The sequence below is a fragment of the Streptomyces sp. NPDC018019 genome, assembly GCF_044327805.1.
In the GTDB taxonomy this organism is placed as follows: domain Bacteria; phylum Actinomycetota; class Actinomycetes; order Streptomycetales; family Streptomycetaceae; genus Streptomyces.
On sequence record NZ_JBIRGD010000018.1, the window covers coordinates 146689 to 173071 of the forward strand.

The 26383-nt window shown below is 72.0% G+C and carries 24 protein-coding genes and 1 tRNA gene; 6 read left to right on the top strand and 19 right to left on the bottom strand.

Annotated features, from left to right (window positions below; translation table 11 throughout):
- Nucleotides 1-160 precede the first annotated feature (160 nt).
- From ACH4FX_RS27715 to ACH4FX_RS27735, 5 genes are all read right to left on the bottom strand, one after another.
- Nucleotides 161-1750 (bottom strand): MFS transporter, encoded by a 1590-nt coding sequence (locus ACH4FX_RS27715; RefSeq protein WP_398483382.1) that lies wholly within the window; start codon nt 1748-1750, stop codon nt 161-163.
- A complete protein-coding gene (locus ACH4FX_RS27720) occupies nt 1747-2298 on the bottom strand; it encodes a TetR/AcrR family transcriptional regulator (protein ID WP_398483384.1) in 552 nt (183 codons plus the stop codon). The genes ACH4FX_RS27715 and ACH4FX_RS27720 overlap by 4 nt, the downstream gene beginning before the upstream one ends.
- Nucleotides 2299-2516: 218 nt before the next feature.
- Nucleotides 2517-3944: an argininosuccinate lyase gene (gene argH / locus ACH4FX_RS27725; protein WP_398483386.1), complete on the bottom strand. Its 1428-nt coding sequence runs from the start codon at nt 3942-3944 to the stop codon at nt 2517-2519.
- Nucleotides 3945-4052: 108 nt separating this feature from the next.
- Entirely contained in the window at nt 4053-5246 is a 1194-nt protein-coding gene (locus ACH4FX_RS27730) for an argininosuccinate synthase (RefSeq protein WP_398483388.1), read from the bottom strand.
- A gap of 145 nt (nt 5247-5391) precedes the next feature.
- Nucleotides 5392-5757, bottom strand: coding sequence for a DUF488 domain-containing protein (locus tag ACH4FX_RS27735; RefSeq protein WP_398483390.1), 366 nt, complete (start codon nt 5755-5757; stop codon nt 5392-5394).
- 161 nt (nt 5758-5918) lie between these two features.
- Between ACH4FX_RS27735 and ACH4FX_RS27740 the strand changes: the two genes are divergently transcribed.
- Nucleotides 5919-5992 (top strand) — tRNA-Pro (locus tag ACH4FX_RS27740).
- A 158-nt stretch (nt 5993-6150) separates the two neighbouring features.
- On the opposite strand, the gene ACH4FX_RS27745 is transcribed toward ACH4FX_RS27740, so the two are convergent.
- A complete protein-coding gene (locus ACH4FX_RS27745) occupies nt 6151-6735 on the bottom strand; it encodes a TetR/AcrR family transcriptional regulator (protein WP_398483391.1) in 585 nt (194 codons plus the stop codon).
- A gap of 213 nt (nt 6736-6948) precedes the next feature.
- Here ACH4FX_RS27745 and ACH4FX_RS27750 point away from each other — a divergent pair, with 213 nt between their 5' ends.
- A complete protein-coding gene (locus ACH4FX_RS27750) occupies nt 6949-7890 on the top strand; it encodes an alpha/beta fold hydrolase (protein ID WP_398483393.1) in 942 nt (313 codons plus the stop codon).
- A 214-nt stretch (nt 7891-8104) separates the two neighbouring features.
- Here the strand turns inward: ACH4FX_RS27750 and ACH4FX_RS27755 are convergent, their stop codons facing one another.
- From ACH4FX_RS27755 to argC, 6 genes are all read right to left on the bottom strand, one after another.
- Nucleotides 8105-9274, bottom strand: a complete 1170-nt coding sequence (locus ACH4FX_RS27755; protein ID WP_398483395.1) for an amidohydrolase family protein — start codon at nt 9272-9274, stop codon at nt 8105-8107.
- Nucleotides 9275-9362: 88 nt separating this feature from the next.
- A complete protein-coding gene (locus tag ACH4FX_RS27760; RefSeq protein WP_003982563.1) occupies nt 9363-9905 on the bottom strand; it encodes an arginine repressor in 543 nt (180 codons plus the stop codon).
- 8 nt (nt 9906-9913) lie between these two features.
- A complete protein-coding gene (locus ACH4FX_RS27765; RefSeq protein ID WP_398483397.1) occupies nt 9914-11260 on the bottom strand; it encodes an acetylornithine transaminase in 1347 nt (448 codons plus the stop codon).
- Entirely contained in the window at nt 11257-12228 is a 972-nt protein-coding gene (gene argB, locus ACH4FX_RS27770; RefSeq protein ID WP_398483399.1) for an acetylglutamate kinase, read from the bottom strand. Before argB ends, ACH4FX_RS27765 begins: the two co-directional genes overlap by 4 nt.
- Nucleotides 12225-13379, bottom strand: coding sequence for a bifunctional glutamate N-acetyltransferase/amino-acid acetyltransferase ArgJ (gene argJ / locus ACH4FX_RS27775; protein ID WP_398483401.1), 1155 nt, complete (start codon nt 13377-13379; stop codon nt 12225-12227). Before argJ ends, argB begins: the two co-directional genes overlap by 4 nt.
- Nucleotides 13376-14404, bottom strand: a complete 1029-nt coding sequence (argC, locus tag ACH4FX_RS27780) for an N-acetyl-gamma-glutamyl-phosphate reductase (RefSeq protein ID WP_398483403.1) — start codon at nt 14402-14404, stop codon at nt 13376-13378. Before argC ends, argJ begins: the two co-directional genes overlap by 4 nt.
- Nucleotides 14405-15006: 602 nt before the next feature.
- On the opposite strand from argC, the gene ACH4FX_RS27785 reads away from it, so the two are divergent.
- Nucleotides 15007-15141 carry a lasso RiPP family leader peptide-containing protein gene (locus ACH4FX_RS27785; RefSeq protein ID WP_398483405.1) on the top strand — a complete coding sequence of 45 codons (135 nt, stop codon included), beginning with the start codon at nt 15007-15009 and terminating at the stop codon, nt 15139-15141.
- Nucleotides 15142-15566: 425 nt separating this feature from the next.
- Nucleotides 15567-16145: a class I SAM-dependent methyltransferase gene (locus ACH4FX_RS27790; protein ID WP_398483479.1), complete on the top strand. Its 579-nt coding sequence runs from the start codon at nt 15567-15569 to the stop codon at nt 16143-16145.
- Nucleotides 16146-16220: 75 nt separating this feature from the next.
- Here the strand turns inward: ACH4FX_RS27790 and ACH4FX_RS27795 are convergent, their stop codons facing one another.
- A complete protein-coding gene (locus ACH4FX_RS27795) occupies nt 16221-16625 on the bottom strand; it encodes a DUF5997 family protein (protein WP_398483407.1) in 405 nt (134 codons plus the stop codon).
- Nucleotides 16626-16683: 58 nt separating this feature from the next.
- Between ACH4FX_RS27795 and ACH4FX_RS27800 the strand changes: the two genes are divergently transcribed.
- Nucleotides 16684-17481 (top strand): LysR family transcriptional regulator substrate-binding protein, encoded by a 798-nt coding sequence (locus ACH4FX_RS27800; RefSeq protein ID WP_398483409.1) that lies wholly within the window; start codon nt 16684-16686, stop codon nt 17479-17481.
- Nucleotides 17482-17516: 35 nt separating this feature from the next.
- Here ACH4FX_RS27800 and ACH4FX_RS27805 read toward each other — a convergent pair whose 3' ends face one another.
- On the bottom strand, nt 17517-18143 hold the full coding sequence (locus tag ACH4FX_RS27805; RefSeq protein WP_398483411.1) for a TetR/AcrR family transcriptional regulator: 627 nt from the start codon (nt 18141-18143) through the stop codon (nt 17517-17519).
- A 130-nt stretch (nt 18144-18273) separates the two neighbouring features.
- Here ACH4FX_RS27805 and ACH4FX_RS27810 point away from each other — a divergent pair, with 130 nt between their 5' ends.
- Complete coding sequence (locus ACH4FX_RS27810; protein WP_398483412.1) at nt 18274-19386, top strand: FAD-dependent oxidoreductase; 1113 nt, start codon at nt 18274-18276, stop codon at nt 19384-19386.
- Between the two features lie 20 nt (nt 19387-19406).
- Here the strand turns inward: ACH4FX_RS27810 and ACH4FX_RS27815 are convergent, their stop codons facing one another.
- The 5 genes from ACH4FX_RS27815 to ACH4FX_RS27835 all read right to left on the bottom strand — a co-directional run bounded on the left by ACH4FX_RS27815 (nt 19407) and on the right by ACH4FX_RS27835 (nt 26245).
- A complete protein-coding gene (locus ACH4FX_RS27815; protein WP_398483414.1) occupies nt 19407-20081 on the bottom strand; it encodes a response regulator in 675 nt (224 codons plus the stop codon).
- A complete protein-coding gene (locus ACH4FX_RS27820; RefSeq protein ID WP_398483416.1) occupies nt 20078-21502 on the bottom strand; it encodes a sensor histidine kinase in 1425 nt (474 codons plus the stop codon). Before ACH4FX_RS27820 ends, ACH4FX_RS27815 begins: the two co-directional genes overlap by 4 nt.
- A 58-nt stretch (nt 21503-21560) precedes the next feature.
- Complete coding sequence (locus tag ACH4FX_RS27825; protein ID WP_398483418.1) at nt 21561-22769, bottom strand: acyltransferase; 1209 nt, start codon at nt 22767-22769, stop codon at nt 21561-21563.
- A complete protein-coding gene (locus tag ACH4FX_RS27830) occupies nt 22762-23751 on the bottom strand; it encodes an alpha/beta hydrolase (RefSeq protein ID WP_398483420.1) in 990 nt (329 codons plus the stop codon). Before ACH4FX_RS27830 ends, ACH4FX_RS27825 begins: the two co-directional genes overlap by 8 nt.
- A 271-nt stretch (nt 23752-24022) precedes the next feature.
- Nucleotides 24023-26245 (bottom strand): NADP-dependent isocitrate dehydrogenase, encoded by a 2223-nt coding sequence (locus tag ACH4FX_RS27835; protein WP_398483422.1) that lies wholly within the window; start codon nt 26243-26245, stop codon nt 24023-24025.
- Between the last annotated feature and the right edge of the window lie 138 nt (nt 26246-26383).

Below are 26383 nucleotides of genomic sequence, written 5' to 3' on the forward strand. Positions count from 1 at the left end.
CTGCCAAGGTCGTCACCCTCCTGAGAGTGCCCGAGTGCGGGGGAACGACTGGAGAGTCAAACGAGCCATGGGAGCCTGCCGGCCCACAGGAGGCGACCGGCATGTGAACGGGCGGGGGACAACGGCCGTCCCCGCCCGGCACTCCGCCCGGTCAACCGTTTCAGCGGGGCACGGCCTCCTGCTCCGGCTCCACCTCCTCGGCGGGGCTGTCCTCCAGCCGCTGGCCGCGCAGCAGGAACCAGGCGGCGCAGGCGGCGGCGAGCAGTACGGCGGCGCCCACCCCGGCAGCGGTGTCCAGGCCGTCGACGAACGAGTGCTGGGCGGCCGTGAGCAGGCTCGCTCCGGCGTCGGCCGGGAGGGAGCCGGACGCCTCGACGGCGCCGCCGAGCGACTCCCGGGCGGCGTCGGCGGACGCCTCGGGCACCCCGGACGGGGTGGTGAAGTCGCGGTAGATGCCGGTGACGATGGAGCCGAGCAGCGCGATGCCGAGGGCGGCGCCCAGCTCGTACGCCGTCTCCGAGACCGCGGACGCGGCGCCCGCCTGCTCCTTGGGCACGCTGGAGAGGATCACGTCCGCGGTGACGGTGAACGCGAAGCCCGCGCCGACGCCGACCACGAACAGGATCGTGCCGAGCGCGAGGGTGCTGGTGTCCTGGCCCAGGCCGATGCAGCCGGCCAGGGCCAGGCCGACCACCGCCAGGCCGCCGGCGACGACGAGCCGTACGGACAGCCGCCGGGCGACGTACCCGGCGGCGAGGCCCGCGCCCACCGCGCCGACCGCCGCGGGGAGTTCGACCAGGCCCGCGTTGAGCGGCGAGCGCAGCTGCACCATCTGGAGGAACTGCGAGAGGAAGAAGACCAGTCCGGACAGGCCGAGGATGGTCAGCAGGTCGGCCAGCACGGCGCCGGAGAAGCCGCGGTGCTTGAACAGGCGCATGTCCAGCAGCGGTGAGGCCAGGGTCTGCTGCCGGCGGACGAAGGTGACCAGCGCGAGCGCCCCGAGGACGGCCGCCGCCGCGATGTCCCAGCGGATGCCGTGCACCGCCGCTTCCTTGATCGCGTAGACGATGCCGACCATACCCACCAGGGACAGCGCCACGCTGGGCAGGTCCCACGGGCCGGGGTCCGGATTGCGGGACTCGGGCAGCACCTTGGCGCCGACGAGCACCAGCAGCGCCATCACCGGCAGGTTGATCAGGAAGACCGAGCCCCACCAGAAGTGGCCGAGCAGGAAGCCGCCGAGCACCGGGCCGACGGCGGCGCCCGCCGAGGCCATGGCTCCCCAGATGCCGATGGCCAGGCTGCGCTCCCTGGGGTCGTGGAAGAGGTTGCGGATCAGGGCGAGGGTGGAGGGCATCAGCGTCGCGCCCGCCACGCCCAGCAGGGCGCGCGCCGCGATCATCATGGCCGGGGTGCCGGCGTACGCGGCGAGCACCGACATGGCGCCGAAGACGACCGATCCGGTCAGCAGCAGCTTCTTGCGCCCGATGCGGTCGCCGAGGCTGCCCATGGAGACGAGCAGGCCGGCGATGACGAACGAGTAGACGTCGCCGATCCACAGCAGCTGCGTGCCCGAGGGCCGCAGGTCCTCGCTGAGGAAGGGGGTGGCGAGGCCCAGGACGGTGGCGTCCACGCCGACCAGCAGGACGGCGAGGACCAGGACGGCGAGCGCGAGCCAGCGTCCGGGGCGGGGCTGGTGGTCCGCGGTGCCGCCGGTGCGGTCCGCGGTCTCCTTGGCGGGCTTGCTCATTTCTCCATGCTCCGTCGGATGCCGCCGAGCAGCAGCTCGGCGATCGAATGGTTGAGGTCCTTGGACGCCACACGCCCCTCGTGCACGGCCCACGCGCCGGCGCCGATCAGTCCGTACAGCGCCTCGGTGAGCCAGACGGGGGTGAGGTCGATGCGGAAGGCGCCCTCCTCCTGGCCGCGCCGGAACAGCGCGTGGATACGGGTGTCGAGCCGGTCCCACCCCTCGTTGACCTCCTCGCCCTCGAACAGCTGGTTCTCGGTGTAGAGGAAGGCCAGGAAGCCGGCGACCGGCTCGGTCTCGGCGATCAGCCGGCGCAGCGCCGCGACCGCGTCGCCTTCGTCGAGGCGGGCCGCGTCCAGCGCCTCGGTGAACTGCCGGATGCCCAGTTCCTCCAGCGCTTTGATCAGCGCGTCGCGGCCGGCGAAGTGGCGGTGCAGGGTCGCGCGGCTGATCCCGGCGGCCCGGGCGATCTCGTCCATTCCGGCGGTCGCCTTACGGGTGAGCAGGCCGGCGGCCTCTCTGAGTACCTGTTCACGGTCTACGGCCATGAGACAGAGGATAGCCGAATGAGACATCAATGTCTCACAAGAGGCTCCCAGGTCTCATGCCCAGGGCGAAAACGACCGCGGCCCCCTCGATGATCACGAGGGGGCCGCGGCCCTGGTGCCGAGCAGCGCCGTCCGGTGCTCGGCACCCGCATTCCGTGCGCGTGCCGGATGTCGTGTCCGTGCGGGCTCGGGAGGAGCTCCGTACGCCTACCGGAAGATCAGCGCTTGGCGTCCGCCCACGCCCGCTGCGTGGCCAGATCCGTCCTGACCTCCGCCAGCTGGACGGCGACGGCGGACGGGGCCGTGCCGCCCCGGCCGCTCCGCGCGGCGAGCGCGCCGGGCACGTTCAGCACCGTACGCACCTCCGGCGTCAGATGCGGCGAGATCGCGGCGAACTGCTCGTCGGTGAGCTGGTCCAGCTCGATGCCGTGCCGCTCGCACTCCTTGACGCACTCCCCCGCGACCTCGTGCGCCACCCGGAACGGCACGCCCTGCCGTACGAGCCACTCGGCGATGTCCGTGGCGAGCGAGAACCCGGCCGGGGCCAGCTCCGCCATCCGCTCCCGGTTGACGGTCAGCGTCGCCATCATCCCGGTGAACGCCGGCAGCAGGATCTCCAGCTGGTCGCAGGAGTCGAAGACCGGCTCCTTGTCCTCCTGGAGGTCGCGGTTGTACGCGAGCGGCAGCGCCTTCAGCGTGGCCAGCAGGCCGGTGAGGTTGCCGATCAGCCGCCCGGACTTGCCGCGCGCCAGCTCGGCGATGTCCGGGTTCTTCTTCTGCGGCATGATCGAGGAGCCGGTGGAGAAGGCGTCGTGCAGGGTCACGAAGGAGAACTCCTTCGTGTTCCAGATGATGACCTCCTCGGCGATCCGGGACAGGTCCACGCCGATCATCGCCGTGATGAAGGCGAACTCGGCGACGAAGTCCCGCGAGGCCGTGCCGTCGATCGAGTTGGCCGAGCTGCCGTGCTCGAAGCCCAGGTCCGCGGCGACCGCCTCCGGGTCCAGCCCGAGCGAGGAGCCCGCCAGCGCGCCCGACCCGTACGGCGAGACCGCCGTGCGCCCGTCCCACTGCCGCAGCCGCTCGGCGTTCCGCGACAGGGCCTGGACGTGCGCGAGGACATGGTGGGCGAAGAGCACCGGCTGCGCGTGCTGGAGGTGCGTACGGCCGGGCATCGCGACGTCCGGGTGCGCCTCGGCGAGGCCGACCAGCGCCTCCTGGAGGTCGGCGAGCAGCCCGCCGATGATCCTCGCGTGGTCGCGCAGGTACATCCGGAAGAGGGTGGCGACCTGGTCGTTGCGGGACCGGCCGGCCCGCAGCTTGCCGCCGAGGTCCGGACCGAGCCGCTCCAGCAGCCCCCGCTCCAGCGCGGTGTGCACGTCCTCGTCGGCGATGGTGCCGGTGAAACTGCCGTCGGCGACATCGGCCTCCAGCCGGTCCAGCCCCTCCAGCATCCGCGTCAGCTCGTCCTCGGTGAGCAGCCCCGCCTTGTTCAGGACGCGCGCGTGCGCACGGGAACCCGCGATGTCGTACGGCGCCAGCCGCCAGTCGAAGTGGACGGACGCGGACAGCTTCGCCAGGGCCTCGGCGGGGCCGTCGGCGAACCGGCCGCCCCAGAGCCGGACGTCACCGCTGTTGCTGCTCACTTGCTCAGCTCCTCGTGGATGGTGGGATATGACGGTCCCCGGCGGCCGGACGAACCGGCCGCCGGGGACGGAGTCGGAGGTGGCGCCCCGACCGGGCCGGAGCCCGTCCTACGCCAGGTCCCGCTTCGCGGCGATCTTCGACGACATCCCGAAGATCTCGATGAAGCCCTTGGACAGCGACTGGTCGAAGGTGTCGCCCGTGTCGTACGTGGCCAGGTTGAAGTCGTACAGCGACTGCTCGGACCGCCGCCCGGTGACCACCGCGCGCCCCCCGTGCAGCGTCATCCGGATGTCACCGGACACAGCCTGGTTGGCCTCCGCGATGAACCCGTCCAGCGCCCGCTTCAGCGGCGAGAACCACAGGCCGTCGTAGACCAGCTCGCCCCACCGCTGCTCGACCTGCCGCTTGTAGCGGGCCAGCTCGCGCTCGACGGTGACGCTCTCCAGCTCCTGGTGGGCGGTGATCAGCGCGATGGCGCCGGGCGCCTCGTAGACCTCGCGGGACTTGATGCCGACCAGCCGGTCCTCGACCATGTCGATCCGGCCGATGCCGTGCGCGCCGGCCCGCTCGTTCAGCTGCTGGATCGCCTGGAGGACGGAGACGGGCTTGCCGTCGATCGCTACCGGCACGCCTTCCTTGAAGGTGACGACGACCTCGTCGGCCTCGCGCGGGGTGGCCGGGTTGGACGTGTACTCGTACACGTCCTCGATCGGCGCGTTCCAGATGTCCTCCAGGAAGCCGGTCTCCACGGCCCGTCCGAAGACGTTCTGGTCGATCGAGTACGGCGACTTCTTGGTCGTCGTGATCGGCAGGTTCTTGCTCTCGCAGAAGGCGATGGCCTTGTCCCGGGTCATCGCGTAGTCCCGGACCGGGGCGATGCACTTCAGGTCGGGGGCGAGGGAGGAGATCCCGGCCTCGAACCGCACCTGGTCGTTGCCCTTGCCGGTGCAGCCGTGCGCGACGGTGGTGGCGCCGTGCTTCTTGGCGGCGGCGACCAGGTGCTTGACGATCGTCGGCCGCGACAGCGCGGAGACCAGCGGGTACCGGTCCATGTACAGCGCGTTGGCCTTGATCGCCGGGAGGCAGTACTCGTCGGCGAACTCGTCCTTGGCGTCCGCGACCTCGGCCTCGACGGCACCGCAGGCGAGCGCGCGCTTACGGATGACGTCCAGGTCTTCACCGCCCTGGCCGACATCCACAGCCACGGCGATGACCTCGGCGCCCGTCTCCTCGGCGATCCAGCCGATGGCGACGGAGGTGTCCAGGCCGCCCGAGTAGGCGAGTACGACGCGCTCGGTCACGGGTTTCTCCTTACGGTGCATTCGCTGATGGGTATAACTATGCACTCCACCGCATGATTCGTCAACGCGGCCCATCCGAATGGCGTAGCCGTGACGCCCGACGGGACGTAGCCCCAGCTCAGGGGCGGTGCGCGCTCCGCACCGGCTACTCCCCCAGCACTTCCGCCAGCACCGTCACATGACTCAGTGCAAGATCCTTGGTGGCGGTCAGCAGGGTCAGCGGACCCGCCGCCGCCCGCTCCCGCAGGCCGTCGAGCGCCTCCGCGGCCGGTGAGGCGGCGAGCTCCGCCCGGTACCGCTCGGCGAACTCCTCGTACCGCTCGGGCCGGTGCCCGTACCAGGTACGCAGCTCCTTCGACGGCGCCACGTCCTTGCACCACTCGTCCAGGTGGGCGGCGTCCTTCGCCATCCCTCGCGGCCACAGCCGGTCGACGAGCACCCGCGCACCGTCCCCGGCCTCGGCCTCCTCGTACACCCGACGCTGCCGGATCCCTCCATGGCGATCACCCATATCGCCATGCAACCACGCCCCCACGGAGCCCGCGCGACGCTTCTTCGCCCTTTTTCGACCGTTCTGCACCCTCGCAGGAGCCCCGCTTTGGATTCAGAGGCCGGTACAGGGTATTTTTCTTCTGCACGCCGCGACCGGGGAAACCCGGCCGAAGCGAGCACCGGGACGTGGCGCAGCTTGGTAGCGCACTTGACTGGGGGTCAAGGGGTCGCAGGTTCAAATCCTGTCGTCCCGACTCGTGAGAGTCGCAGATCAGGGCCTTGTTCCACTTCGGTGGAACGGGGCCCTGATCGTTTTCGCGTCCATGCCGGCGGCGGGCCGGCGGTCATGACCGCGCATACCGGGGGACCGGGAAACGGCTGCCCCCAGGGGAACCTGTGCCCCTTCGGCGCGTTACGCGCGCAACGCCTGCGCCAGCGCGTCCACGGTCACGCCCACGATGGCCAGGAGCTGCGCCGGGCTCGCCCCGGCCCTGCTCATGACGGCGAGCGACTGGTTCACGGCCGCCACGTGCACAGCGAAGGTTTCGGCGTCCTGGTCGGTCAGTCCGCCGGCCTTCAGCGCGGTGCGCAGGCGCAGGCGCTGGAAGCCGAGCGCCTGCTTGGCGTGCGCCGCGACGCCCGGGCTCAGTACGGGAATCGCCATGGCCGTCTGGGCAATCAGACATCCATCGGGTAGTTCGGGATCGGCGATGCGCTCAAGGGTGACGTCGAAGAACGCGCGAACAGTGGCAACGGGTTCCGAGGCCGCACACGACAGGGCGGCGTCGTACTTCTCGCCGTAGCGCGCGGCGTAGCGATCCAGGCAGCGCAGGAAGAGCGTGTCCTTGCCGCCGAGGGAGGAATAGATCGAACTGCGGTTCAGGCCGGTCGCCCGGGACAAATCGTCCAATGAGGTGTCGGCGTAGCCGTCGCGCCAGAACTGGATCATCGCGGCGTCGAGCGCCGTGTCCATGTCGAACTGCTTCTTGCCTGCCACGCGGTACTTCCTTGCCGATGCGTCGATGGTCCGGACCGTGTCACGCACCATTCTATCTTGAACTGATCGGTTCAAGATGTGTAGCCTTCAAGCGTGGCCATGACCGGGCATGCCGCGCACCTCGCGCCGCGCGTGAAAGACACCACGTGGTCCCGGCCACCGCCGTCAGCAGCACCGCCCCATCCGCACACCTGACACCGTTGGAGGGTCCCCGTGACCAGCCCAGCCACCAGCACTCCGCATGCCTCCGAAAGCACCCCCCTCCGCGACCTGCCCCTCCAGCACCTGGCCGGATTCACTCACCGCTGGGTCGACGCGGACGGCGTCCGCCTTCATGCCGTCGAAGGCGGACGGCCGGGCGGCCCGGCCGTCGTCCTGCTCGCCGGATTCCCGCAAACCTGGTGGGCCTGGCGAAAGGTGATGCCCGGCCTCGCCCATCGGTTCCACGTCATCGCGATCGACCTGCCGGGACAGGGCCACTCCGAACGTCCGGAACGCGGCGGCTACGACACACACACGGTCGCCGCGCACGTCCACGCCGCCGTGAAGGCTCTCGGAGTGTCGAATTACTCCCTGGTCGCCCATGACATCGGCGCCTGGGTCGCTTTCTCCCTCGCCCTCACCTTCGAGAGCCACCTGCGCGGGGTCGCTCTGCTCGACGCCGGAATTCCCGGTATCACTCTCCCGGAAGCGATTCCCACCGACCTGGACCGAGCGTGGAAAACCTGGCATTTCGCGTTCCACCTCGTGCCCGACCTGCCCGAGGCGCTGCTCGCCGGCCGCGAACGCGAGTACGTCGGCTGGTTCCTGAAGATGAAGACCCTGTCTCCCGACACGTTCGACGACGCCGAGATCGACCACTACGCGCAGGCCATCGCCGCCGACGGCGGCCTGCACGCTTCCCTCGCGTATTACCGGGACGCCGCGGAGTCAGCGCGTAAGAACCGCGAGGCGCTCCAGAGGCAGCACCTGACTGTGCCGATCCTCGGAATCTCCAGCAGCCACGGCTCCATTCCGGACATGGCCGCCTCCATCGGCCCATGGGCCGACAACACCACCGGAATCATCGTGCCCGACGCTGGACACTTCATCCCCGACGAGCAGCCCGAAGCCATCGCCGCCGCGATAACAGACTTCATCACCGAAGACGACTGACACCCGCCGAACCTCCCCGACGCACCGCCCAAGGCAGCGCGAAACTCAGACCACGAAGTCTGACGGCCGTCCTAGGAGCTGCGCTTCCCACACCGAGGCGGAATAGAGCCGCCTCTGCCGATCCGCGGCGGTTTTCCTTGCGCTCCATCCCTCGCGACTCCTCTGCAATCCCCCGTCGAGCTGGGCCGGCATTCCCCTGGCGCCCCAGCCCCTTTCACTTCACCCGCACTCCACCCCGGATCACCGCCACCACATCAAGCACAGCCGCCACATCCGCCACCGGATCTCCCCCCACCGCGACCAGATCCGCGTCGTAGCCCGCCGCGATGCGTCCCTTCCGGCCGCCCAGGCCGCATGCCAGCGCTGCCGTCGAGGTCGCCGTCCGTAGGGCCTGTAGAGGGGTGAAGCCGAAGTCGGTCATCGCGGTCATGCCGTACGGGTAGCTGCCGTGGGCCTTCACCGGGAAGATGCCGGAGTCGCTGCCCAGAGCCATGGTCACGCCGGCTTCGCGGAGGGTGGCCAGGCCGGTGACGAGGGACGGGATGCGGCGGGCGATGTGGGCCGGGGGCGGTGGGCCGCCGGGGAGGGCGCCGAGGGTCAGGGAGGCGATGACGCCCCGGCGGGTCATCTCCTCGATCACCCGGCGGTCGAAGTCGACGCCGTCCTCCGTGAGGAAGAAGCAGTGTTCGACCGTGTCGAAGCCGGTGGCGACCGCCTCGCGGATGCCGGTGACGGCGTGCGCGTGGGCTGCGGTCGGCAGGCCGTGGCGGTGCGCTTCGTCCACGATGGCGCGCAGTTCGTCGCGGCCGTACTGCACGCTGTACGGGTCCGAGCCGGGCGTGAGGTCGCCGCCGGTCACCATGACCTTGACGACGTCCGCGCCGCGCTCGGCCCGTTCCCGTACGGCCGGGCGGACGCCGTCCACGCCTTCCGCCCGGCCGCCGAGGAACCAGCAGTGACCGCGGGTGGTGGTGAGGGGCGGACCGGAGGCGATGACGTGCGGGCCGGCTGCCGGGTCCCGTGCTGTTTCCGCGCGGAGGCGGAGGGTGAGGTAGGCGCGATCGCCGAGGTCCCGTACGGTCGTCACCCCGGCGGCCAGCGAGGCCCGCGCGGCGGCCCGGATCCGGTCGAGGAGCGTGGCGTCGTCGGCGGCGGTGAGCCGGCCGATGACGTCGTCGCTCGCGTCGAACGCCAGGTGGGTGTGGGTGTCGATGAAGCCGGGGAGCAGGGTGGCGGCGCCCAGGTCGAGGATCTCGGCACCGACCACCGGCACCCCGCCGGGCCGGACGGCCGCGATCCGGCCGTTCTCGATCAGTACGGTGGGCCGGTCGACCAGCCCCGGCCCCACTCCGTCGAACAGCGCTCGTGCGCGTACCGCCAGCATCGGTCCTCCCGTGCCGCCCGGCCGCCGCGGCCGGGACGCCACTCCCAGTACAGCGGCCGGCCGGGCGGCCGGGCGAGGACCGTGCGGTTCAGCGCGCCTTTTGCGCCAGGTTGAGCAGATGGTCGGCGAGCGCCTGGCCGCCGGCCGGATCGCGGCTGATGAGCATCAGCGTGTCGTCGCCGGCGATGGTGCCGAGGATGTCGTGCAGTTCGGCCTGGTCGATGGCGGAGGCGAGGAACTGCGCGGCGCCGGGCGGGGTGCGCAGGACCACGAGGTTGGCGGACGCCTCGGCCGAGATGAGCAGTTCGCCGGAGAGCCGGCGCATCCGCTCCTCCTTGGCGGACTCCCCCAGCGGCGCCCGCGGCTTGCGGTCGCCGCCCTCGCTCGGTACCGCGTAGATCAGCTCACCACCGGTGTTGCGGATCTTCACCGCGCCCAGTTCGTCCAGGTCGCGGGAGAGCGTGGCCTGGGTGACGGACAGGCCGTCGTCGGCGAGCAGCTTGGCGAGCTGGCTCTGGGAGCGGACGGGCTGCCGGTTGAGGATGTCCACGATCCGGCGGTGGCGGGCGGTGCGGGTCTGCGGTACGGCAGGTCCCCCGTGCAGCGTCTCGTTGTCCTGCGCCTCGGTCATCGTTGTCGTCAGTCTCCGGATCGTTGTACCCCGTGTGCCCCTGCGAGGGCCGCGTCGAGGACGGCGGGGAGCTTCCGGAGGAACGTATCCGCTTCGTCGTCCGAGACGATCAGCGGCGGGGCGAGCCGGATGACGTCCGGCGCGACCGCGTTCACCAGGAGGCCCGCGTCCTGAGCCGCTCGCTGCACCTGCGGTGCGACGGGCTCCGACAAGACGATACCCAGGAGCAGACCCGCGCCGCGGACCTGGCCGACGAGCGGGTGCGCCGACGCCTCGATCCCGCCACGCAGCCGCTCGCCGACCCGCGCGACGTGGTCGAGCAGGCCGTCGGCCTCGATGGTGTCCAGTACGGCGAGCGCGCCCGCGCACACGACCGGGTTCCCGCTGAACGTCGAGCCGTGCGAGCCGGGGGTGAGCAGGCCGGCGGCCGGGCCGAAGGCGAGGGTGGCGCCGATGGGCAGGCCGCCGCCGAGGCCCTTGGCGAGCGTGATCACATCGGCCTCGACGCCCTGGGCCTGCGAGGCCAGCCAGTGGCCCGTACGGCCGATGCCGGTCTGGATCTCGTCCAGCACGAGCAGGGTGCCGGTGGCGGCGGTGATCTCGCGGGCGGCGGCGAGGTAGCCGGGGGGCGGCACGACGACGCCGTTCTCGCCCTGGACGGGTTCGATGATGACGAGGGCCGTCTCGGTGGTGACGGCGGCGCGCAGCGCTTCGGTGTCCCCGTACGGTACGAAGTCGACGTCGCCGGGGAGCGGCCGGAACGGGTCCTGCTTGGCGGGCTGCCCGGTGAGCGCCAGGGCGCCCATGGTGCGGCCGTGGAAGCCGCCGGCCGTGGAGACCATGTGCGTACGTCCGGTCAGCCGGCCGATCTTGAAGGCGGCCTCGTTGGCCTCCGCGCCGGAGTTGGAGAAGTAGACCCGGCCGGGCCGGCCGGCGATCCGCAGCAGCCGTTCGGCCAGCGCGACGGTCGGCTCGGCGACGAAGAAGTTGGAGACGTGCCCGAGCGTGGCGATCTGCCCGGAGACCGCCTGGACGACGGCGGGGTGCGCGTGGCCGAGGGCGTTGACCGCGATGCCGCCGAGGAAGTCCAGGTAGGCGTTGCCGTCGGCGTCCCAGACGCGGGTGCCCTCGCCGCGGACGAGCGGGAGGCGGGGCGTGCCGAAGTTGTCCATCATGGCGCCCTGCCAGCGCTCGGTGAGCGCCGCGTTGGCGGCCGGGGCGGGCGCGGTGCCGGAGGCCGCGGGGGGCTCCCCCGCGGCCGTGCCGGGTGCCGCGCTGTTCGCCGTACCGGCCGCCGGGACCGTCTCCGTACCGGCCGAGGTGTCTGTGGCCGCACCGCTCGCCGTGCCGCTCATGCCGCTCCCGCCTTCTCGCGCTCGCTCGTGTCCGTTCCCCGGGCCGGGTCCGTGTCCGGGAACTGCTCCGGGTCCGGGTCCGGCACGACCATCGTGCCGATCCCCTCGTCCGTGAAGATCTCCAGCAGGATCGAGTGCTGGACCCGGCCGTCGATGACCCGGGCGGTGTGCACCCCGTTGCGTACGGCGTGCAGGCAGCCCCGCATCTTGGGCACCATGCCGCTGGCCAGGTCCGGCAGCAGCTTTTCCAGCTCGGAGGCGGTGAGCCGGGAGATCACCTCGTCGCTGTCGGGCCAGTCCTCGTACAGGCCCTCCACGTCGGTCAGGACCATCAGCGTCTCGGCGCCGAGGGCCGCGGCCAGCGCCGCCGCCGCGGTGTCCGCGTTGACGTTGAAGACCCCGACCTCGTCGCCCTCGTCGGCGCTGCGCGCGACGGAGGAGATGACCGGGATGCGGCCGTCGTCCAGCAGGGCCTGCACGGCGCCGGGGTCGATCGCGGTGACCTCGCCGACCCGCCCGATGTCCACCCGCTCGCCGTCCACCTCGGCGTAGTGCCGGGTGGCGGTCATCAGGTGGGCGTCCTCGCCGGTCATGCCGACGGCGAGCGGTCCGTGCTGGTTGAGCAGCCCGACCAGCTCGCGCTGCACCTGCCCGGCCAGCACCATCCGTACGACGTCCATCGCCTCGGGCGTGGTGACCCGCAGGCCCGCCTTGAACTCCGAGACCAGGCCGAGCCGGTCCAGCTGGGCGCTGATCTGGGGGCCGCCGCCGTGGACGACGACCGGCCGCAGTCCGGCGTGCCGCAGGAAGACCACGTCCTGCGCGAAGGCGGCCTTCAGCTCCTCGTCGACCATGGCGTTGCCGCCGAACTTGATGACCACGGTCTTGCCGTGGTGCCGGGTCAGCCAGGGCAGCGCCTCGATGAGCGTGCGGGCCTTGGGCAGCGCGGTGTGCTTGCGGGTGCTCATGACGAGTACGCGCTGTTCTCGTGGACGTAGTCGGCGGTGAGGTCGTTCGCCCAGATCACCGCGGACTCGTTGCCGGCGCTGAGGTCGGCGGTGATCCGCACTTCCCGGTAGCGCATGTCCACCAGGTCCCGGTCCTCGCCCACCGAGCCGTTCTTGCAGACCCACACGTCGTTGATGGCGACGTTCAGCCGTTCCGGGTCGAAGACGGCGGAGGTGGTGCCGATGGCGGACAGCACCCGGCCCCAGTTCGGGTCCTCGCCGTGAATGGCGCACTTCAGCAGGTTGTTACGGGCGATCGACCGGCCGACCTCGACGGCGTCGTCCTCGCTCGCCGCGTTCACGACCTCGATCCGGATGTCCTTGGTCGCGCCTTCCGCGTCGCCGATGAGCTGCCGCGCCAAGTCGTCGCAGACGGTACGGACGGCGTCCGCGAACACGTCGTACTCCGGTGTCTCGCCGGACGCGCCCGATGCCATCAGCAGCACCATGTCATTCGTGGACATGCAGCCGTCCGAGTCGACCCGGTCGAACGTCTGGCGCGTCGCATCCCGCAGCGCCCGGTCCAGCACCGGAGCCTCCACATCGGCGTCGGTGGTCAGCACCACGAGCATGGTGGCCAGCCCCGGCGCGAGCATCCCGGCGCCCTTGGCCATCCCGCCGACCGTCCAGCCGTCCCCGCCGGCCACCGCGGTCTTGTGCACACTGTCGGTGGTCTTGATCGCGATGGCGGCCTTCTCCCCGCCGTGCACGCTCAGCTCGACGGCGGCCTTCTCCAGGCCCGGCAGCAGCTTGTCCATCGGCAGCCGCACGCCGATCAGTCCGGTGGAAGCGACGGCGATCTCGCCCGCACTGTGCCCCTTGAGCACCTCGGCGGCCTTCTCCGCGGTGGCGTGGGTGTCCTGGAAGCCCGCCGGGCCGGTGCAGGCGTTGGCGCCGCCGGAGTTGAGGACGACGGCCGAGACCTGGCCGCCCTTGAGGACCTGCTCGGACCAGACCACCGGGGCGGCCTTGACGCGGTTGCTGGTGAAGACGCCGGCGGCGGCCAGTCGCGGTCCGTTGTTCACCACCAGGGCGAGGTCCGGTTTCCCGTTCTCCTTGATCCCGGCGGCGATGCCCGCCGCCGAGAAACCCTTGGCTGCCGTGACGCTCACGGTGCGACTCCGATCGTTGAGAGCCCGGTGGCCTCGTCGAGGCCGAGGGCGATGTTCATGCTCTGCACCGCGCCGCCCGCGGTGCCCTTCGTCAGGTTGTCGATGGCGCCGACCACGACGATCCGGCCGGCCGCCGTGTCGAGGGCGACCTGGACCAACGCGCTGTTCGACCCGTACACGGCCGCGGTGGACGGCCACTGCCCCTCCGGCAGCAGATGGACGAACGGCTCGTCGCCCAGCGCCTTCTCGTACGCGGCGCGCAGGTCCGCGGCGTCCACACCGGGCCGGGCCTTGGCCGAGCAGGTGGCGAGGATGCCGCGGGGCATGGGCGCCAGCGTCGGCGTGAAGGAGACGGTGACCGGCTCGCCGGCCGCGGCGCTCAGGTTCTGCGCCATCTCCGGCGTGTGCCGGTGCACCCCGCCCACGCCGTACGGGCTCATCGAGCCCATCACCTCGCTGCCCAGCAGGTGCGGCTTGGGCGCCTTGCCCGCGCCGGAGGTGCCCGAGGCGGCGACCACCACGGCCTCCGGCTCGGCGAGCCCCGCCGCGTACGCCGGGAAGAGGGCCAGCGAGACGGCCGTCGGATAGCAGCCCGGGACCGCGATGCGCCGCGCCCCGCGCAGCGCCTCACGCGCCCCGGGCAGTTCGGGGAGACCGTACGGCCAGGTGCCGGCGTGCGGCGATCCGTAGAACTTCTCCCAGGCCGCGGGGTCCGCCAGCCGGAAGTCCGCCCCGCAGTCCACGATCAGCACCTCGGGCCCGAGGGCCTCGGCCACCGCGGCGGACTGCCCGTGCGGCAGCGCGAGGAAGACCACGTCGTGCCCGGCCAGCGCCTCGGCCGTGGTGGCCACCAGCTCCCGCCCGGCCAGCGGCAGCAGATGCGGCTGCACCGCACCGAGCCGCTGCCCCGCGTTGCCGTGCGCGGTCACCGCGCCGACCTCCACCTCCGGATGCCCCAGAAGCAGCCGCAGAACCTCACCCCCGGCATACCCACTCGCTCCGGCCACTGCCGCTCGTACCGCCATGGACCCTCCTCCTTGGAAGCATGACTATACGGATAGCGGCAGTTTTATGCAATGGCGGTCGCTTGTGCGGCACCGGCTCGACCCGTCATGGCGGCGGGCTTGTTCGCCGTGATGTCCGCGCACACGTCGCGGGCTCGACTCACGGCCCGGTCTTCCATGGCCACCAGACCGGGCTCAATGGTCCGGAGAGCCCGCGTCAGCGCCGCTTGTTGTTCCGCGTCGGGCGAGGGCTTCTCAGCGGGCTCATTGGCAGGTTCGGCGGACGCTGTGGCGGACGGTTTCGGGGCTGCCGTGGCCGTGGCCTTCTGGTCGTCCTCGGATACGAGAGCACTCCGCCGAACGCGAGCACCTCAGTCCCCGCGATGATCCAGCACAGTTCCCATACGAAAAGCCCCGCTCGGCGCGTGACGGGAACAGAGCCTTTCGTCGTCCCCGCCGTTTGTGCGCCGGTGGCGACCAACGTAGGCGATGTCCACGCGCCCTGGACGGGTACGCCCGCGCACCACTCGGCCACTCCCACGAGGGATCGGCAGCCTCCCGATCGACGGACAACATGGCCTTGGGCGCACAAGCCGCGCCTACGTCGCCGTAGAGGAGGAATCATGCAGGACTACCAGGAAGTGACCGAGTACGAAGCGCCCGAGATCGCAGAGGCCGGCTCTTTCAACGAACTCACGCTCGGCCCCCACGGGGGGCTCGACGACTTCTGGTCCGGCGGATACGACCACGCATGGTGATTCCTGCCGCTTCGGTGGGCCCCACTGGCCCGAACTGAGCAGCCTCCCTCAGCACAGCGCCCCCGCCCCGGCTCCGCGCCGAGGCGGGGGCATCCTGTCGTGTCGGGGCGCAGTCCGGGCAGGCGTACTGCACGTGATCGGGGTCGTTGGCTTTCGGCGCCTGCGGATGCGATGGCCGCCCTTACGGCGCTGCGCCCGCGATTTGCCGGTTCCGCAAAGAACTTTGCCCATTCCCCATGGGTGGCGGCAGGTTGGCGGCGGAGGTGGTCACGATGACCCAGCAATTCCGGCCCGGCACCGGGCCCGGCGGTTCCGCAGGTGGGGCCGCCGGCGCTCCCGCGCACGACGCACCGGACGCCGCTCCGCCCCGGACGCGGCCGAGCGGGCCGCTGGACGCGCGGGAGGGCGCTCGGCCCTGGGACGACATGTACCGCAGCCGCGACCAGGTGTTCAGCGGTGCGCCCAACCCCGTACTCGTCTCCGAGGTCACCGGGCTGCCGCCGGGGCAGGCGCTCGACGTGGGGTGCGGGGAGGGCGCCGACGCGCTGTGGCTGGCCCGGCGCGGCTGGCAGGTCACCGCGGTCGACATCTCGCAGGTCGCGCTGCGCCGCGCCGCCGCCGCGGCCACGGATCTCGCCGGCCGCGTGGCGTGGGCCCGGACGGATCTGACCGCCGCGCCGCCCCCGGCCGACGCGTTCGACCTGGTGTCCGTCCAGTACTTCCCGCTCCGGTACGAGCCGGGCCACACCGCGCTGCGCGGCCTGCTGGACGCCGTCGCCCCCGGCGGCACCCTGCTCTTCGTCACCCACGACCTCGCCGCCCTCGCCCCAGACCCGGAGAACGGCTTCGACCCCGCCGACTACTACCGGCCGGACGACATCGCCCGGCTCCTCGGCGCCGACTGGAACATCCTGATCAACGAAACGCGCCCGCGCACCACGCCCGCCCCCGCCGGAACGCACCACACCCACGATGTCGTGCTGCGGGCACAACGGTCGAAGTGAAACGGAAGGGCGCGGCGCGGGCCCCGGGCGCGCTCCGTGAGTACGCGGTCCCCGTCGCCTGCCCCGCTCTTCCCCCTACTTCTCCTGCTGCTCCTGCTTCTCGCGCTTCTCCTTGTTCTTCTCCTTGATCCGCACGTTCTCCTTGCGGACCTCGGCCTGGGTGGCGCGCTCCTTCTGCAGCCACTCGGGGGACTCCGCCTTCAGGGCGTCGATCTGCTCCGTGGTGAGCGCCTCGGTGATCCCGCCGCGGGCGAGTCCGGAGATGGAGACGCCCAGCTTGGCCGCGACGACGGGGCGCGGGTGCGGGCCGTTGCGTCGCAGCTCCTGCAGCCACTCGGGCGGGTCGGTCTGCAGCGCGTTCAGCTCGGCGCGCGAGACGACACCCTCCTGGAATTCGGCGGGGGTGGCTTCGAGGTACACACCCAGCTTCTTGGCCGCGGTCGCGGGCTTCATCGTCTGGGTGTTCTGGTGCGACGTCATGATGTCAAGGGTATCGATCGTGTGCACCACCTCTGACCACGACCGGTAACCTGGCGGAGTGACAGGCTCGGAAGAAACCCTCTCGTTCCGGCTCGCGTACGTCCCGGGGGTGACGCCCGCGAAGTGGGTGCGTATCTGGAACGAGCGGCTGCCCGACGTCCCGCTGGAACTGGTCGCGACGCCCGCCGCCGAGGCGTACGACGTGCTGCGGGACGGCCGCGCCGACGCGGGTCTCGCCCGGCTGCCGGTCGACCGTACGTACTTCAGCGCGATCCCCCTCTACACGGAGACGACCGTGGTCGTGGTCCCGAAGGACCACCTCTTCACGGCGGCCGACGAGATCACCGTCGGCGAGCTGGCCGACGAGGTCGTGCTGCACCCGCTCGACGACACCCTCGGCTGGGAGCGCCCGCCGGGGCAGCCCGCGTTCGAGCGGCCCGCGACGACGGCGGACGCGATCGAGCTGGTGGCGGCGGGCATCGGGCTGCTGGCCGTCCCGCAGTCGCTGGCCCGGCTGTACCACCGCAGGGACCTCACGTACCGGACACTGACGGACGCCCCCCAGTCCCAGATCGCACTGGCCTGGCCGGAAGAGCGGACCACGGACCAGGTCGAGGACTTCATCGGCATCGTCCGCGGCCGGACCGTCAACAGCACCCGGGGCCGTACCCAGCCCCAGGCCGAAGCCCCGTCGCGGTCCCGGGCGCAATCGAAGTCCAAGAACGCGGGCACGTCCGGCGCCCGCCAGAAGTCCGCGGCCGGCAAGCCAGCCGGCAAGGGTGCCAGGGGCCCGCGGAGCGGCGGCTCGGCCCCCGCGAAGGGCGCCCGGCGCGGCAAGCCCCGCCGCCGGTCCTGATCACCGGCGGTACGGCGGCGCAGGGACGGGAGCCGTCAGCTCCCCGGGTGCGCCGCCGCCCATCCCCGTTCCAGCAGGTCGAAGATCTCTTCGGTGGCCCGGCGGGGTGCGGGATGCCCGTTGGTGAGGGTCCGGGAGGCGAGGGCGAAGTGGGCCAGGGCGGCGCAGGTGACGTCATCCTCGGGGGCGCCGACTTCGTGGGCGATGGCGCGGGCCAGGGCTTTCTGGTGGCGCATCCACATGCGCTCCGCGTAGTCGCGTAGCGCCGGGGTCTCGGCCACCAGGCGGGCGAACGCGGCGAAGTCGGACCGGCCGGTGTGGTCCTCGGTCAACAGCACGTAGTCCCGCAGGGCCTGGGGGATCGTCTGGCCCGGCGCCCGGTCGCGTACGGCGGCGACGAGGGCGGCCTCGATGCCGTCGTCCAGGTCGAAGACGAGCGCTTCCTTGCTGGCGAAGTGCTTGAACAGCGTGGTCACGGACACGTCGGCGGCGTCGGCGACTTCCTTGACGCCGACCTGCTCAAAGCCGTGTTCGAGGAAGAGCCGCAGTGCGGCGTCGGCCAGGGCCTGGCGGGTCTGCGCCTTCTTGCGTTCGCGGCGGCCGACGGGGGCGCCGGCCCCGGCCGGGGCGGGGGGCTCGATACGGGGGGCGGGCTCGGTCACGGTGGCAGCTTACCCCGTGGCGTAGCGAGTTCGAAGGTTTAGTCATTGCACTTTTTTAGTAGGTGTGCTTTTTTTGGTGAGGCGTCGGACGGTCGGTCCGGCGTTCCGTTCACCCCAGGAGGGGCACCCCATGAACCTCACCCGTGCGGCCCGTGTCGCGATCGTCGGCGGCGGCATCGGCGGCCTCGTCTGCGCACGTGTCCTCCAACTCCACGGCCGTTCCGTCACCGTCTTCGAGCGCGAGCCGGCCTTCGACGCCCGTCCGCAGGGCGGCACGCTCGACCTGCACCCGGACACCGGCCAGGCGGCTCTCCGCGCGGCGGACCTGCTCGACCGGTTCCACGCCCTGTCCCGCCCCGAGGGCCAGGAATGGCGGGCGGTGGAGCACACCACCGCGGCCGCTCTGGAACACGAGTGGCCTCCCGGGGACGAGGGCGCGGGTGAAGAGGACCGGCCGGAGATCGACCGGGGGCACCTGCGCGGGCTGCTGCTGGACTCGCTCGCGCCGGGGACGGTCCGCTGGGGCCACGCCGTCGGCAAGGCACTGCCGCTCCTCGACGGCAGCTGCCGTCTGGTCTTCGCGGACGGCACCACCGAGGACTTCGACCTGGTCGTCGGCGCCGACGGCGCGTGGTCGCGGGTCCGCGCGGCCGTCTCGGAGGCGCTGCCCGGCTACACGGGCGTCACCTTCGTCGAGACCGGCTTCGACGACAGCGATGTGCGCCATCCGGACCTGGCGCGGCTGGTCGGTCCGGGCACGCTGGTGGCGAAGTCCGGCTCGACCATGCTGTTCGCCCAGCGGAACAGCAACGGTCACATCCGCGCCTACGTGGCGTTCCGGGCTCCGCTCGACTGGCACACGGCCGCCGGGCTGGACCTGGACGATGCGGCGGCGATCCGTACATACCTTTCGCAGCGGCTCGACGGGTGGGCCGAGGGGTTGCGTTACGCCGTGCTCGACGGCGACCACGACTTCGTCCACCGGCCGCTGTTCGCCCTGCCCGTACCGCACGTGTGGGAGCACGTCCCGGGCGTCACGTTGCTGGGCGACGCCGCGCACCTGATGCCGCCGCTCGGCGTGGGCGCCAACCACGCGCTGCTCGACGGTACCGATCTGGCCCAGGCGCTGATCCGCGAGGAGCGGGTGGACGACGCCGTGCGGGCCTACGAGGAGCTGATGCTGCCCCGGTCCTCGGAGCTGGCCAAGCAGTGCGCGGAAGGGCTGGAGAATCTGGTCCCGTAGGCGGCGGCCGGCCGGGGGCTTCAGTAGCCGGCCGGCCGTATCAGCCCCGTCTCGTACGCGAAGACCGCCGCCTGGGTGCGATCGCGCAGCCCCAGTTTGACCAGGATGCGGCTCACGTGGGTCTTCACGGTCTGCTCGGCCACCACCAGCCGGTCGGCGATCTCCGCGTTCGACAGGCCCTGGGCTATCAGGGAGAGCACCTCGGTCTCGCGTTCCGTGAGGCCGCCGACGCGGTCCATGCGGGGCGTGCGGGGCGCGGCGGTCAGCCGGGAGAACTCGGCGATCAGGCGCTTGGTGATGTTGGGCGCGAGCAGCGCGTCACCCGTCGCCACCACCCGTACCGCCTGGGCGAGTTCGGCGGCCGAGGCGTCCTTGAGAAGGAAGCCGGACGCGCCGGCGCGCAGCGCCTCGTACACGTACTCGTCCAGGTCGAAGGTGGTCAGGACGAGGACCTTGACGGTGGCCCCGGCGGCCTCGGTGAGGCGGCGGGTGGCCTCGATGCCGTCGAGGCCGGGCATGCGGATGTCCATCAGGACGACGTCGGGGGCGAGTTCGGCGGCCTTGGCGAGGGCGTCGAGGCCGTCCACGGCCTGGCCGGCCACCTCGATGCCGGGTTCGGCGTCGAGCAGCACCGTGAATCCCTGCCGGACCATGACCTGGTCGTCGGCGATCAGCACGCGGATGGGGGTCGTCATGGGGTGTCGTCCTCGGCGGGGTCGGTGGGCGGGTGAGGAGTCCGGGTGGGTGCCCGGTCGGTGGACGGGCCGGTGGCCGGGCCGGGCGATGGGGCGGGGAGTCCGGTGGGCAGGACGGCGGTGACGTCGTAGCCGCCGTCGGGTGCCGGGCCGGTGGCCAGCTCGCCGCCCAGCATGGCGGTGCGTTCGCGCATCCCGAGCAGCCCGTGGCCGGCACCCGGGGAGGCGGCGACGGGGCGGTCCGGCGCGGTGTTGGTGACCCGGACGGTGAGGGCGGCGGGGCCGTAGGCGACCGATACCGCGACGTGCGCGCCGGGTGCGTGCCGCATGGCGTTGCTGAGCGCTTCCTGCACGATGCGGAACGCGGACAGTTCGACGCCGGGCGACAGGGGGCGCCGCCTTCCGGTGACGGTGGTGGTGACCGTCACCCCGGCGGCGCGGACGTTGCCGACCAGCTCGTCCAGCCGGTCGAGGGTGGGCTGCGGGGCGTGCGGGGCGGCGCCGTCCGCGGCGGTCCCGGGAGCCCCGTACGCCGGTACCTCCTCCGAGCGCAGCACGCCCAGCACGCGGCGCAGTTCGGTCAGCGCCTCCACCGCGTTGGCACGGATGCCCGCGAGGTTCTCCTTCAGCTCGTCGGAGGGGTTCTCCGCCAGGTGCGGGGCGACCTGCGCCTGGATGGAGATCACCGACATGTGGTGGGCGACCACGTCGTGCAGTTCGCGGGCGATCCGGTTGCGCTCCTCCAGGAGCGCGCGGCGGGCCCGTTCTTCGCTGGTGATCCCCTCCTGCACGACCAGTTCGGTACGGGCCACCTGGCGACCGCGGAGGGCGGCGCCGACCACCACGGCGACGGTGAGGACGGTCACGGCGAGGCCGAGGGAGGGACCCCGGAGCTGTGCGGCACCGGCGCCGCACGCCAGACCGACGAGGACGGTGACCGCCAGCGCTCCGGCCGCAGCGCGGAAGCGGAGCCGCAACGCCAGCAGGAAGAGCACGCCGGCCTGGGTGGCGAGCCCCGTGCCCGTCCAGGGATACAGCCCGCCCCTGTCGAAGGCGAGTCCTGCGTCCGGCCACGGATGCACCCCGTACCGGCCGGCCGCGACTTCCGTGGCCACTGCCACGGCGGCCATCACCGCCGTCGCCAGCCACCAGGCGGCCATCGGCCGGAACGCCGCGACGACGAGCGACAGCGACTGGGCGACACCCAGCAGCAGGGCCAGTGGCATCCCCATGCCGTGGAACATGCCGAACGCCAGGTTGTTCACGGCGACGATGCCGAGGCACCAAGCCGCCATCACCAGCAGCAGCACGATGACCGGCTGCCAGGCCAGCCAGCCGGGCCGCTTGCCCGGCGGCGGCCCTGCGGCCCCCGTCACCAGGTCCTCGCGCAGCGCGCGCGGTATCCCTCTGAGGGCCGTCACCAGCCGCTTCTTGGCCCCCGTTCGAGCCCTCGCCCCGTCCTCCCCCACATGCTGCACCTTAAGCACCGTGCACCATCTCCTTCCGGGCGGGCTGCCCTTCGTGTGCCGACGTCGCTTTCGACGGCGTGCGTCGCTCGTACGTACGGAAGGCCGCCCAGCAGATCAGGAGTGCCGCCGCGAACACCGGCAGCCAGGCGAGCCGGGCCAGTACCCAGCCCGGCCCGTCGGGCTCGGTGTGCAGGCCGGGCAGTGGCTGCCCCGCCACCAGGCCGGTCGCGGTGACCGTCATCAGCGCGGTCTGGTGCCACAGGAAGACGGTCATCGCGGACAGGTTGACCAGCGCGACCGCCGCCCAGGCCGCGGGCCGTGCGAGGAGCCGACGCAGCGGGCCGCGCAGCAGCAGGGCCGCGCCGCACTGGGCGAGGCCGAACGTGACGGCGGCCAGGGTCGGCGGGTTGAGGTTGGAGATCCCGGCGCCCGGCACGCCGACCATGGACGCCGGGTAGCCCGCGCACCCGACGAGGAGCGCGGTGGCGGCCCCTCCCCCGGCCAGCAGCACCCAGCCCGTCGTGCGGCCCCGCAGCCCCTCCCGCGCCCACAGCGCGCCCAGGCAGTACGGGACCAGCCAGCCCGCCGCGACGTTGAGCCAGCCGAGCTGTCCGGGGCCGCCGAATCCGAACCGTATGAGGTCGACGTGCAGGACCACCGCCAGCGGCCACAGCGGATGCACCTTCGCGACCAGCGGAGTGGCCGCCGTGAGCGCCATGAGGACGAGCAGGAACCACAGCGGGGACCAGACAAGCTTGAGCAGGGTCCGTACGGTCGCCAGGTCCGTCCCCGAGGCGAGCAGCGCGCCCGCCACCACGGCCCACAAGGCCAGCAGCACGACGACCGGCCGGAAAAGGCGGGCGGTACGGGCGCCGAGCCACCGCCGGTACGAGGTCCCCCGGGCGCGGGCCGCCGCGTAACTCCGCACGGCCACCTGCCCGCCGACGAGGAAGAACACCGCCAGGGTCTGGAACAGCCAGGAGACCGGGACCAGTTGGGGCAGGTGCCGGAGGGGGCTGGCGCCGCGTACCGTGCCGCTGTCGGCGACCAGCGCGGTCACCAGCCAGTGGCCGAGCACGACACCGAGGATGGCGGCGGCCCGGAGGGCATCCACGGCCCGGTCCCGGCCGGGCGGGGTGGCGGCGTCGATCCGCCGGGCGAGGCCGCGCAGGGCAGGGCCGGCCGGGGCGGACCGCCGCGGCGCCGGGCCGCTACGCATGGCGGCTCACCGCCGCGTACCGCCTCGTGTACTCCCCCGCGTGCTCTCCGGCCACGATGCGGGCGATGTTCCGCAGGGACACCGAACCGGGCTTCAGGTAGTCGCTGTGTCCGCCCGGACCGGCGTCGAAAGCACGGGCACCGAACGCGGGCGACACCGGGTCGGTTCCGAACCCGATCGTGACGAACGGGAGCCTGAGCTGCGCGTGCGGGACGTGGGCGACCCAGTCCGCGGCACCCCGGCCCGCCCAGACGGTGGCCCGGGTGCGCAGGTCGCGGACGGTGTCGGCGCCGGTGCCGGGGCTGCCGTACAGAACGATGTCGGCGACCCGGGCGTCCGCTGCGGCACGGGCGCAGACGACCGAGCCGTAGGAGTGGCAGAGCAGCGAAACCCGGGCGACGGGCTTCGCGGACGCCAACTCGCCCAGGAACGAGACCAGTCGGGGCGCCGCTTCGTCGGCGAGCGCCGGGGTCAGGACCTCCGGGCTCACCGTGCCCGGCGTCCGGTAACCGAGCCAGGCGACCACGGCGGACCGGCCGCCCAGTTCCCGTTGCAGGGCCACGGCTCCGGAGCGAAAGCGTGCATACGTGTCGAGGCCGGTGTCCGAGCCCGGCACGAGTACGGTGACGCGCTCGGCCCGCGCCAGGTCGCCGACGACTTCGGCGGTCCGGCCGCCGTCCCGGCCGTCGAAGGAGAGGAACTGCCGCGCCGGCGCCGCCATGACGCGCAGCGCGGCGGCCCGCGTCCGGTCGCCGTGGCGCGCCGCCGCCCGCTCGGCCGCCCGGATGCCGTCGCGGCCCGCGGCGTACCGCTCGGCGAGGGCGGCGGGGGACGCGGTGGTGAGCGGTGCCAGGGCGGCCGGCGCGGGCGCCGGGACGGCCGCCGGGCGGGCCGCGCCGGACACCGGCACCGTCACCGAGGCGGTGACGAGCGCGACGAGCAGGGCGCGGTGCAGGCGGCGGGCGCGTGGGCGGGTCGCCATGGCGGGGTCCTTCCGTACCGGGTGATGTGCGGGTTCTGGTACGGAAGTTATTGATCATGCCGCGTGGTCGGCGTCCCGCCGGGGAGTGCACCTGTCGCGTAGCTCCGGAGTACTACGGGTAGGGCCTGCGCGCCGCAGCATGCGGAACGGGTGCGCACGGGTGGGCGGCGAAACGGGTCCGCCCCGGCCGGGCGGAAGTGCCGGCCGGGGCGGACCCGTCGCGTACGCGTGGTGGCGCGGCGGACGGGGAGCCCCCGCCCGCCGGTGCGGATCAGCTGCCGAGGGTCGCCAGCGCCGCGTTGAACGTCTGCGACGGGCGCATGACGGCCGCGGCCTTGGCCACCGAGGGCTGGTAGTAGCCGCCGATGTCGGCCGGCTTGCCCTGGACGGCGATCAGCTCCTCGACGATCTTCTGCTCCTGCTCGGCCAGCGTCGCCGCAAGGGCCGAGAAGGACTCCGCCAGCTGCGTGTCCTCGGTCTGCCGCGCCAGCTCCTGGGCCCAGTACAGGGCCAGGTAGAAGTGGCTGCCGCGGTTGTCGATGCCGCCGAGCTTACGGCTGGGCGACTTGTTCTCGGAGAGGAACGTGCCGGTGGCGCGGTCGAGGGTGTCCGCGAGGATCTGGGCGCGCGCGTTGCCCGTCTTCTGCGCGAGGTGCTCGAAGCTCACCGCGAGCGCGAGGAACTCGCCCAGGCTGTCCCAGCGCAGGTAGTTCTCCTTGACCAGCTGCTGGACGTGCTTGGGCGCGGAGCCGCCGGCACCGGTCTCGAAGAGGCCACCGCCGTTGATCAGCGGTACGACCGAGAGCATCTTGGCGCTGGTGCCCAGCTCCAGGATGGGGAACAGGTCGGTGAGGTAGTCACGCAGCACGTTGCCGGTGACGGAGATGGTGTTCTCGCCGCGGCGGATGCGCTCCACCGAGAACTTCGTCGCCTCGACCGGGTTCATGATCTCGATCTGCAGGCCCTCGGTGTCGTGCTCGGGGAGGTACTGCTTCACCTTGGCGATGAGGTTCGCGTCGTGCGCGCGCTCCTCGTCCAGCCAGAACACCGCCGGGTCGCCGGTCGCACGGGCGCGGGTGACGGCCAGCTTGACCCAGTCGCGGATCGGGACGTCCTTGGTCTGGCACATGCGGAAGATGTCGCCGGCGCTGACCGTCTGCTCCAGGACGGCGTTGCCGTCCCGGTCCAGGACCCGCACGGTGCCGGTGGCCGGCACCTCGAAGGTCTTGTCGTGGCTGCCGTACTCCTCGGCCTTCTGCGCCATCAGGCCGACGTTCGGCACCGAGCCCATGGTCGACGGGTCGTAGGCGCCGTTGGCCTTGCAGTCGTCGATGACGGCCTGGTAGATGCCGGCGTAGCTGCTGTCCGGGATGACCGCGAGGGCGTCCTGCTCCTGGTCGTCCTTGTTCCACATGTGGCCGGAGGTGCGGATCATGGCCGGCATGGAGGCGTCGACGATGACGTCGCTGGGGACGTGCAGGTTGGTGATGCCCCGGTGGGAGTCGACCATCGCCAGGTCCGGGCCCTCGGCCAGCTCCGCGTCGAAGGACTTCTTGATCTCCTCGCCCTGCGGCAGCGACTCCAGGCCCTTCCAGATGCCGCCCAGGCCGTCGTTCGGGGTCAGACCGGCCCCGGCGAGCACGTCACCGTACGCGGCGAAGGTCTTCGGGAAGAAGGCGCGCACCACGTGGCCGAAGATGATCGGGTCGGAGACCTTCATCATCGTGGCCTTCAGGTGCACGGAGAACAGCACGCCCTCGGCCTTGGTGCGGGCGACCTGCTCCTTGAGGAACTCGCGCAGCGCGGCGACGCGCATGACGGAGGCGTCCACGACCTCGCCGGCGAGCACCGGCACCGACTCGCGCAGCACCGTGGCGGAGCCGTCGTCGCCCACCAGCTCGATGCGCAGCGCGCCGTCCTCGGCGATGACCACGGACTTCTCGGTGGAGCGGAAGTCGTCGCCGGTCATGTGCGCGACGTTGGTCTTCGAGTCGGCGGACCAGGCGCCCATCCGGTGCGGGTTGGCCTTGGCGTAGTTCTTCACCGACGCGGGGGCGCGGCGGTCGGAGTTGCCCTCGCGCAGCACCGGGTTGACGGCGCTGCCCTTGACCTTGTCGTAGCGGGCGCGGATGTCGCGCTCCTGGTCGGTCTTCGGGTCGTCCGGGTAGTCCGGCAGCGCGTAGCCCTGCTCCTGCAGCTCGGCGATGGCCGCCTTCAGCTGCGGGATGGAGGCCGAGATGTTCGGCAGCTTGATGATGTTGGCCTCGGGCGTCTTCGCCAGCTCGCCCAGCTCGGCGAGGGCGTCGTCGATGCGCTGGTCCTCCTGGAGCCACTCCGGGAAACCGGCGATGATCCGGCCCGCCAGGGAGATGTCGCGGCTCTCCACCGCGACCCCGGCCGTCGAGGCGTAGGCCTCGATCACCGGCAGGAACGAATACGTCGCCAGGGCCGGGGCCTCGTCAGTGTGGGTGTAGATGATGGTCGAGTCAGTCACCGGTGCTCCGCTCCACGTCTGCAACATTGCTCGACATCAAGATATCTCGTGATCGGGCCCTTGCAGGAAGGGCCCTGCCTGTATGAGGTGGACGAGGTGGAGCGAGCGGGCCTGCGGCTTGCGTGGAGCCGCCGCCCC

What these genes read in the sequence shown, in the direction of transcription:
- ACH4FX_RS27715 (WP_398483382.1), bottom strand. Translation starts at nt 1,750, where the DNA reads ATGAGCAAGCCCGCCAAGGAGACCGCGGACCGCACCGGCGGCACCGCG.
- ACH4FX_RS27755 (WP_398483395.1), bottom strand. Translation starts at nt 9,274, where the DNA reads ATGCTGGCGGTACGCGCACGAGCGCTGTTCGACGGAGTGGGGCCGGGG.
- ACH4FX_RS27815 (WP_398483414.1), bottom strand. Translation starts at nt 20,081, where the DNA reads ATGACGACCCCCATCCGCGTGCTGATCGCCGACGACCAGGTCATGGTC.
- argB (WP_398483399.1), bottom strand. Translation starts at nt 12,228, where the DNA reads ATGAGCACCCGCAAGCACACCGCGCTGCCCAAGGCCCGCACGCTCATC.
- ACH4FX_RS27830 (WP_398483420.1), bottom strand. Translation starts at nt 23,751, where the DNA reads ATGGCGACCCGCCCACGCGCCCGCCGCCTGCACCGCGCCCTGCTCGTC.
- ACH4FX_RS27765 (WP_398483397.1), bottom strand. Translation starts at nt 11,260, where the DNA reads ATGAGCGGCACGGCGAGCGGTGCGGCCACAGACACCTCGGCCGGTACG.
- ACH4FX_RS27735 (WP_398483390.1), bottom strand. Translation starts at nt 5,757, where the DNA reads ATGGGTGATCGCCATGGAGGGATCCGGCAGCGTCGGGTGTACGAGGAG.
- ACH4FX_RS27785 (WP_398483405.1), top strand. Translation starts at nt 15,007, where the DNA reads ATGCAGGACTACCAGGAAGTGACCGAGTACGAAGCGCCCGAGATCGCA.
- ACH4FX_RS27795 (WP_398483407.1), bottom strand. Translation starts at nt 16,625, where the DNA reads ATGACGTCGCACCAGAACACCCAGACGATGAAGCCCGCGACCGCGGCC.
- ACH4FX_RS27790 (WP_398483479.1), top strand. Translation starts at nt 15,567, where the DNA reads ATGTACCGCAGCCGCGACCAGGTGTTCAGCGGTGCGCCCAACCCCGTA.
- ACH4FX_RS27760 (WP_003982563.1), bottom strand. Translation starts at nt 9,905, where the DNA reads ATGACCGAGGCGCAGGACAACGAGACGCTGCACGGGGGACCTGCCGTA.
- ACH4FX_RS27810 (WP_398483412.1), top strand. Translation starts at nt 18,274, where the DNA reads ATGAACCTCACCCGTGCGGCCCGTGTCGCGATCGTCGGCGGCGGCATC.
- ACH4FX_RS27720 (WP_398483384.1), bottom strand. Translation starts at nt 2,298, where the DNA reads ATGGCCGTAGACCGTGAACAGGTACTCAGAGAGGCCGCCGGCCTGCTC.
- argC (WP_398483403.1), bottom strand. Translation starts at nt 14,404, where the DNA reads ATGGCGGTACGAGCGGCAGTGGCCGGAGCGAGTGGGTATGCCGGGGGT.
- ACH4FX_RS27825 (WP_398483418.1), bottom strand. Translation starts at nt 22,769, where the DNA reads ATGCGTAGCGGCCCGGCGCCGCGGCGGTCCGCCCCGGCCGGCCCTGCC.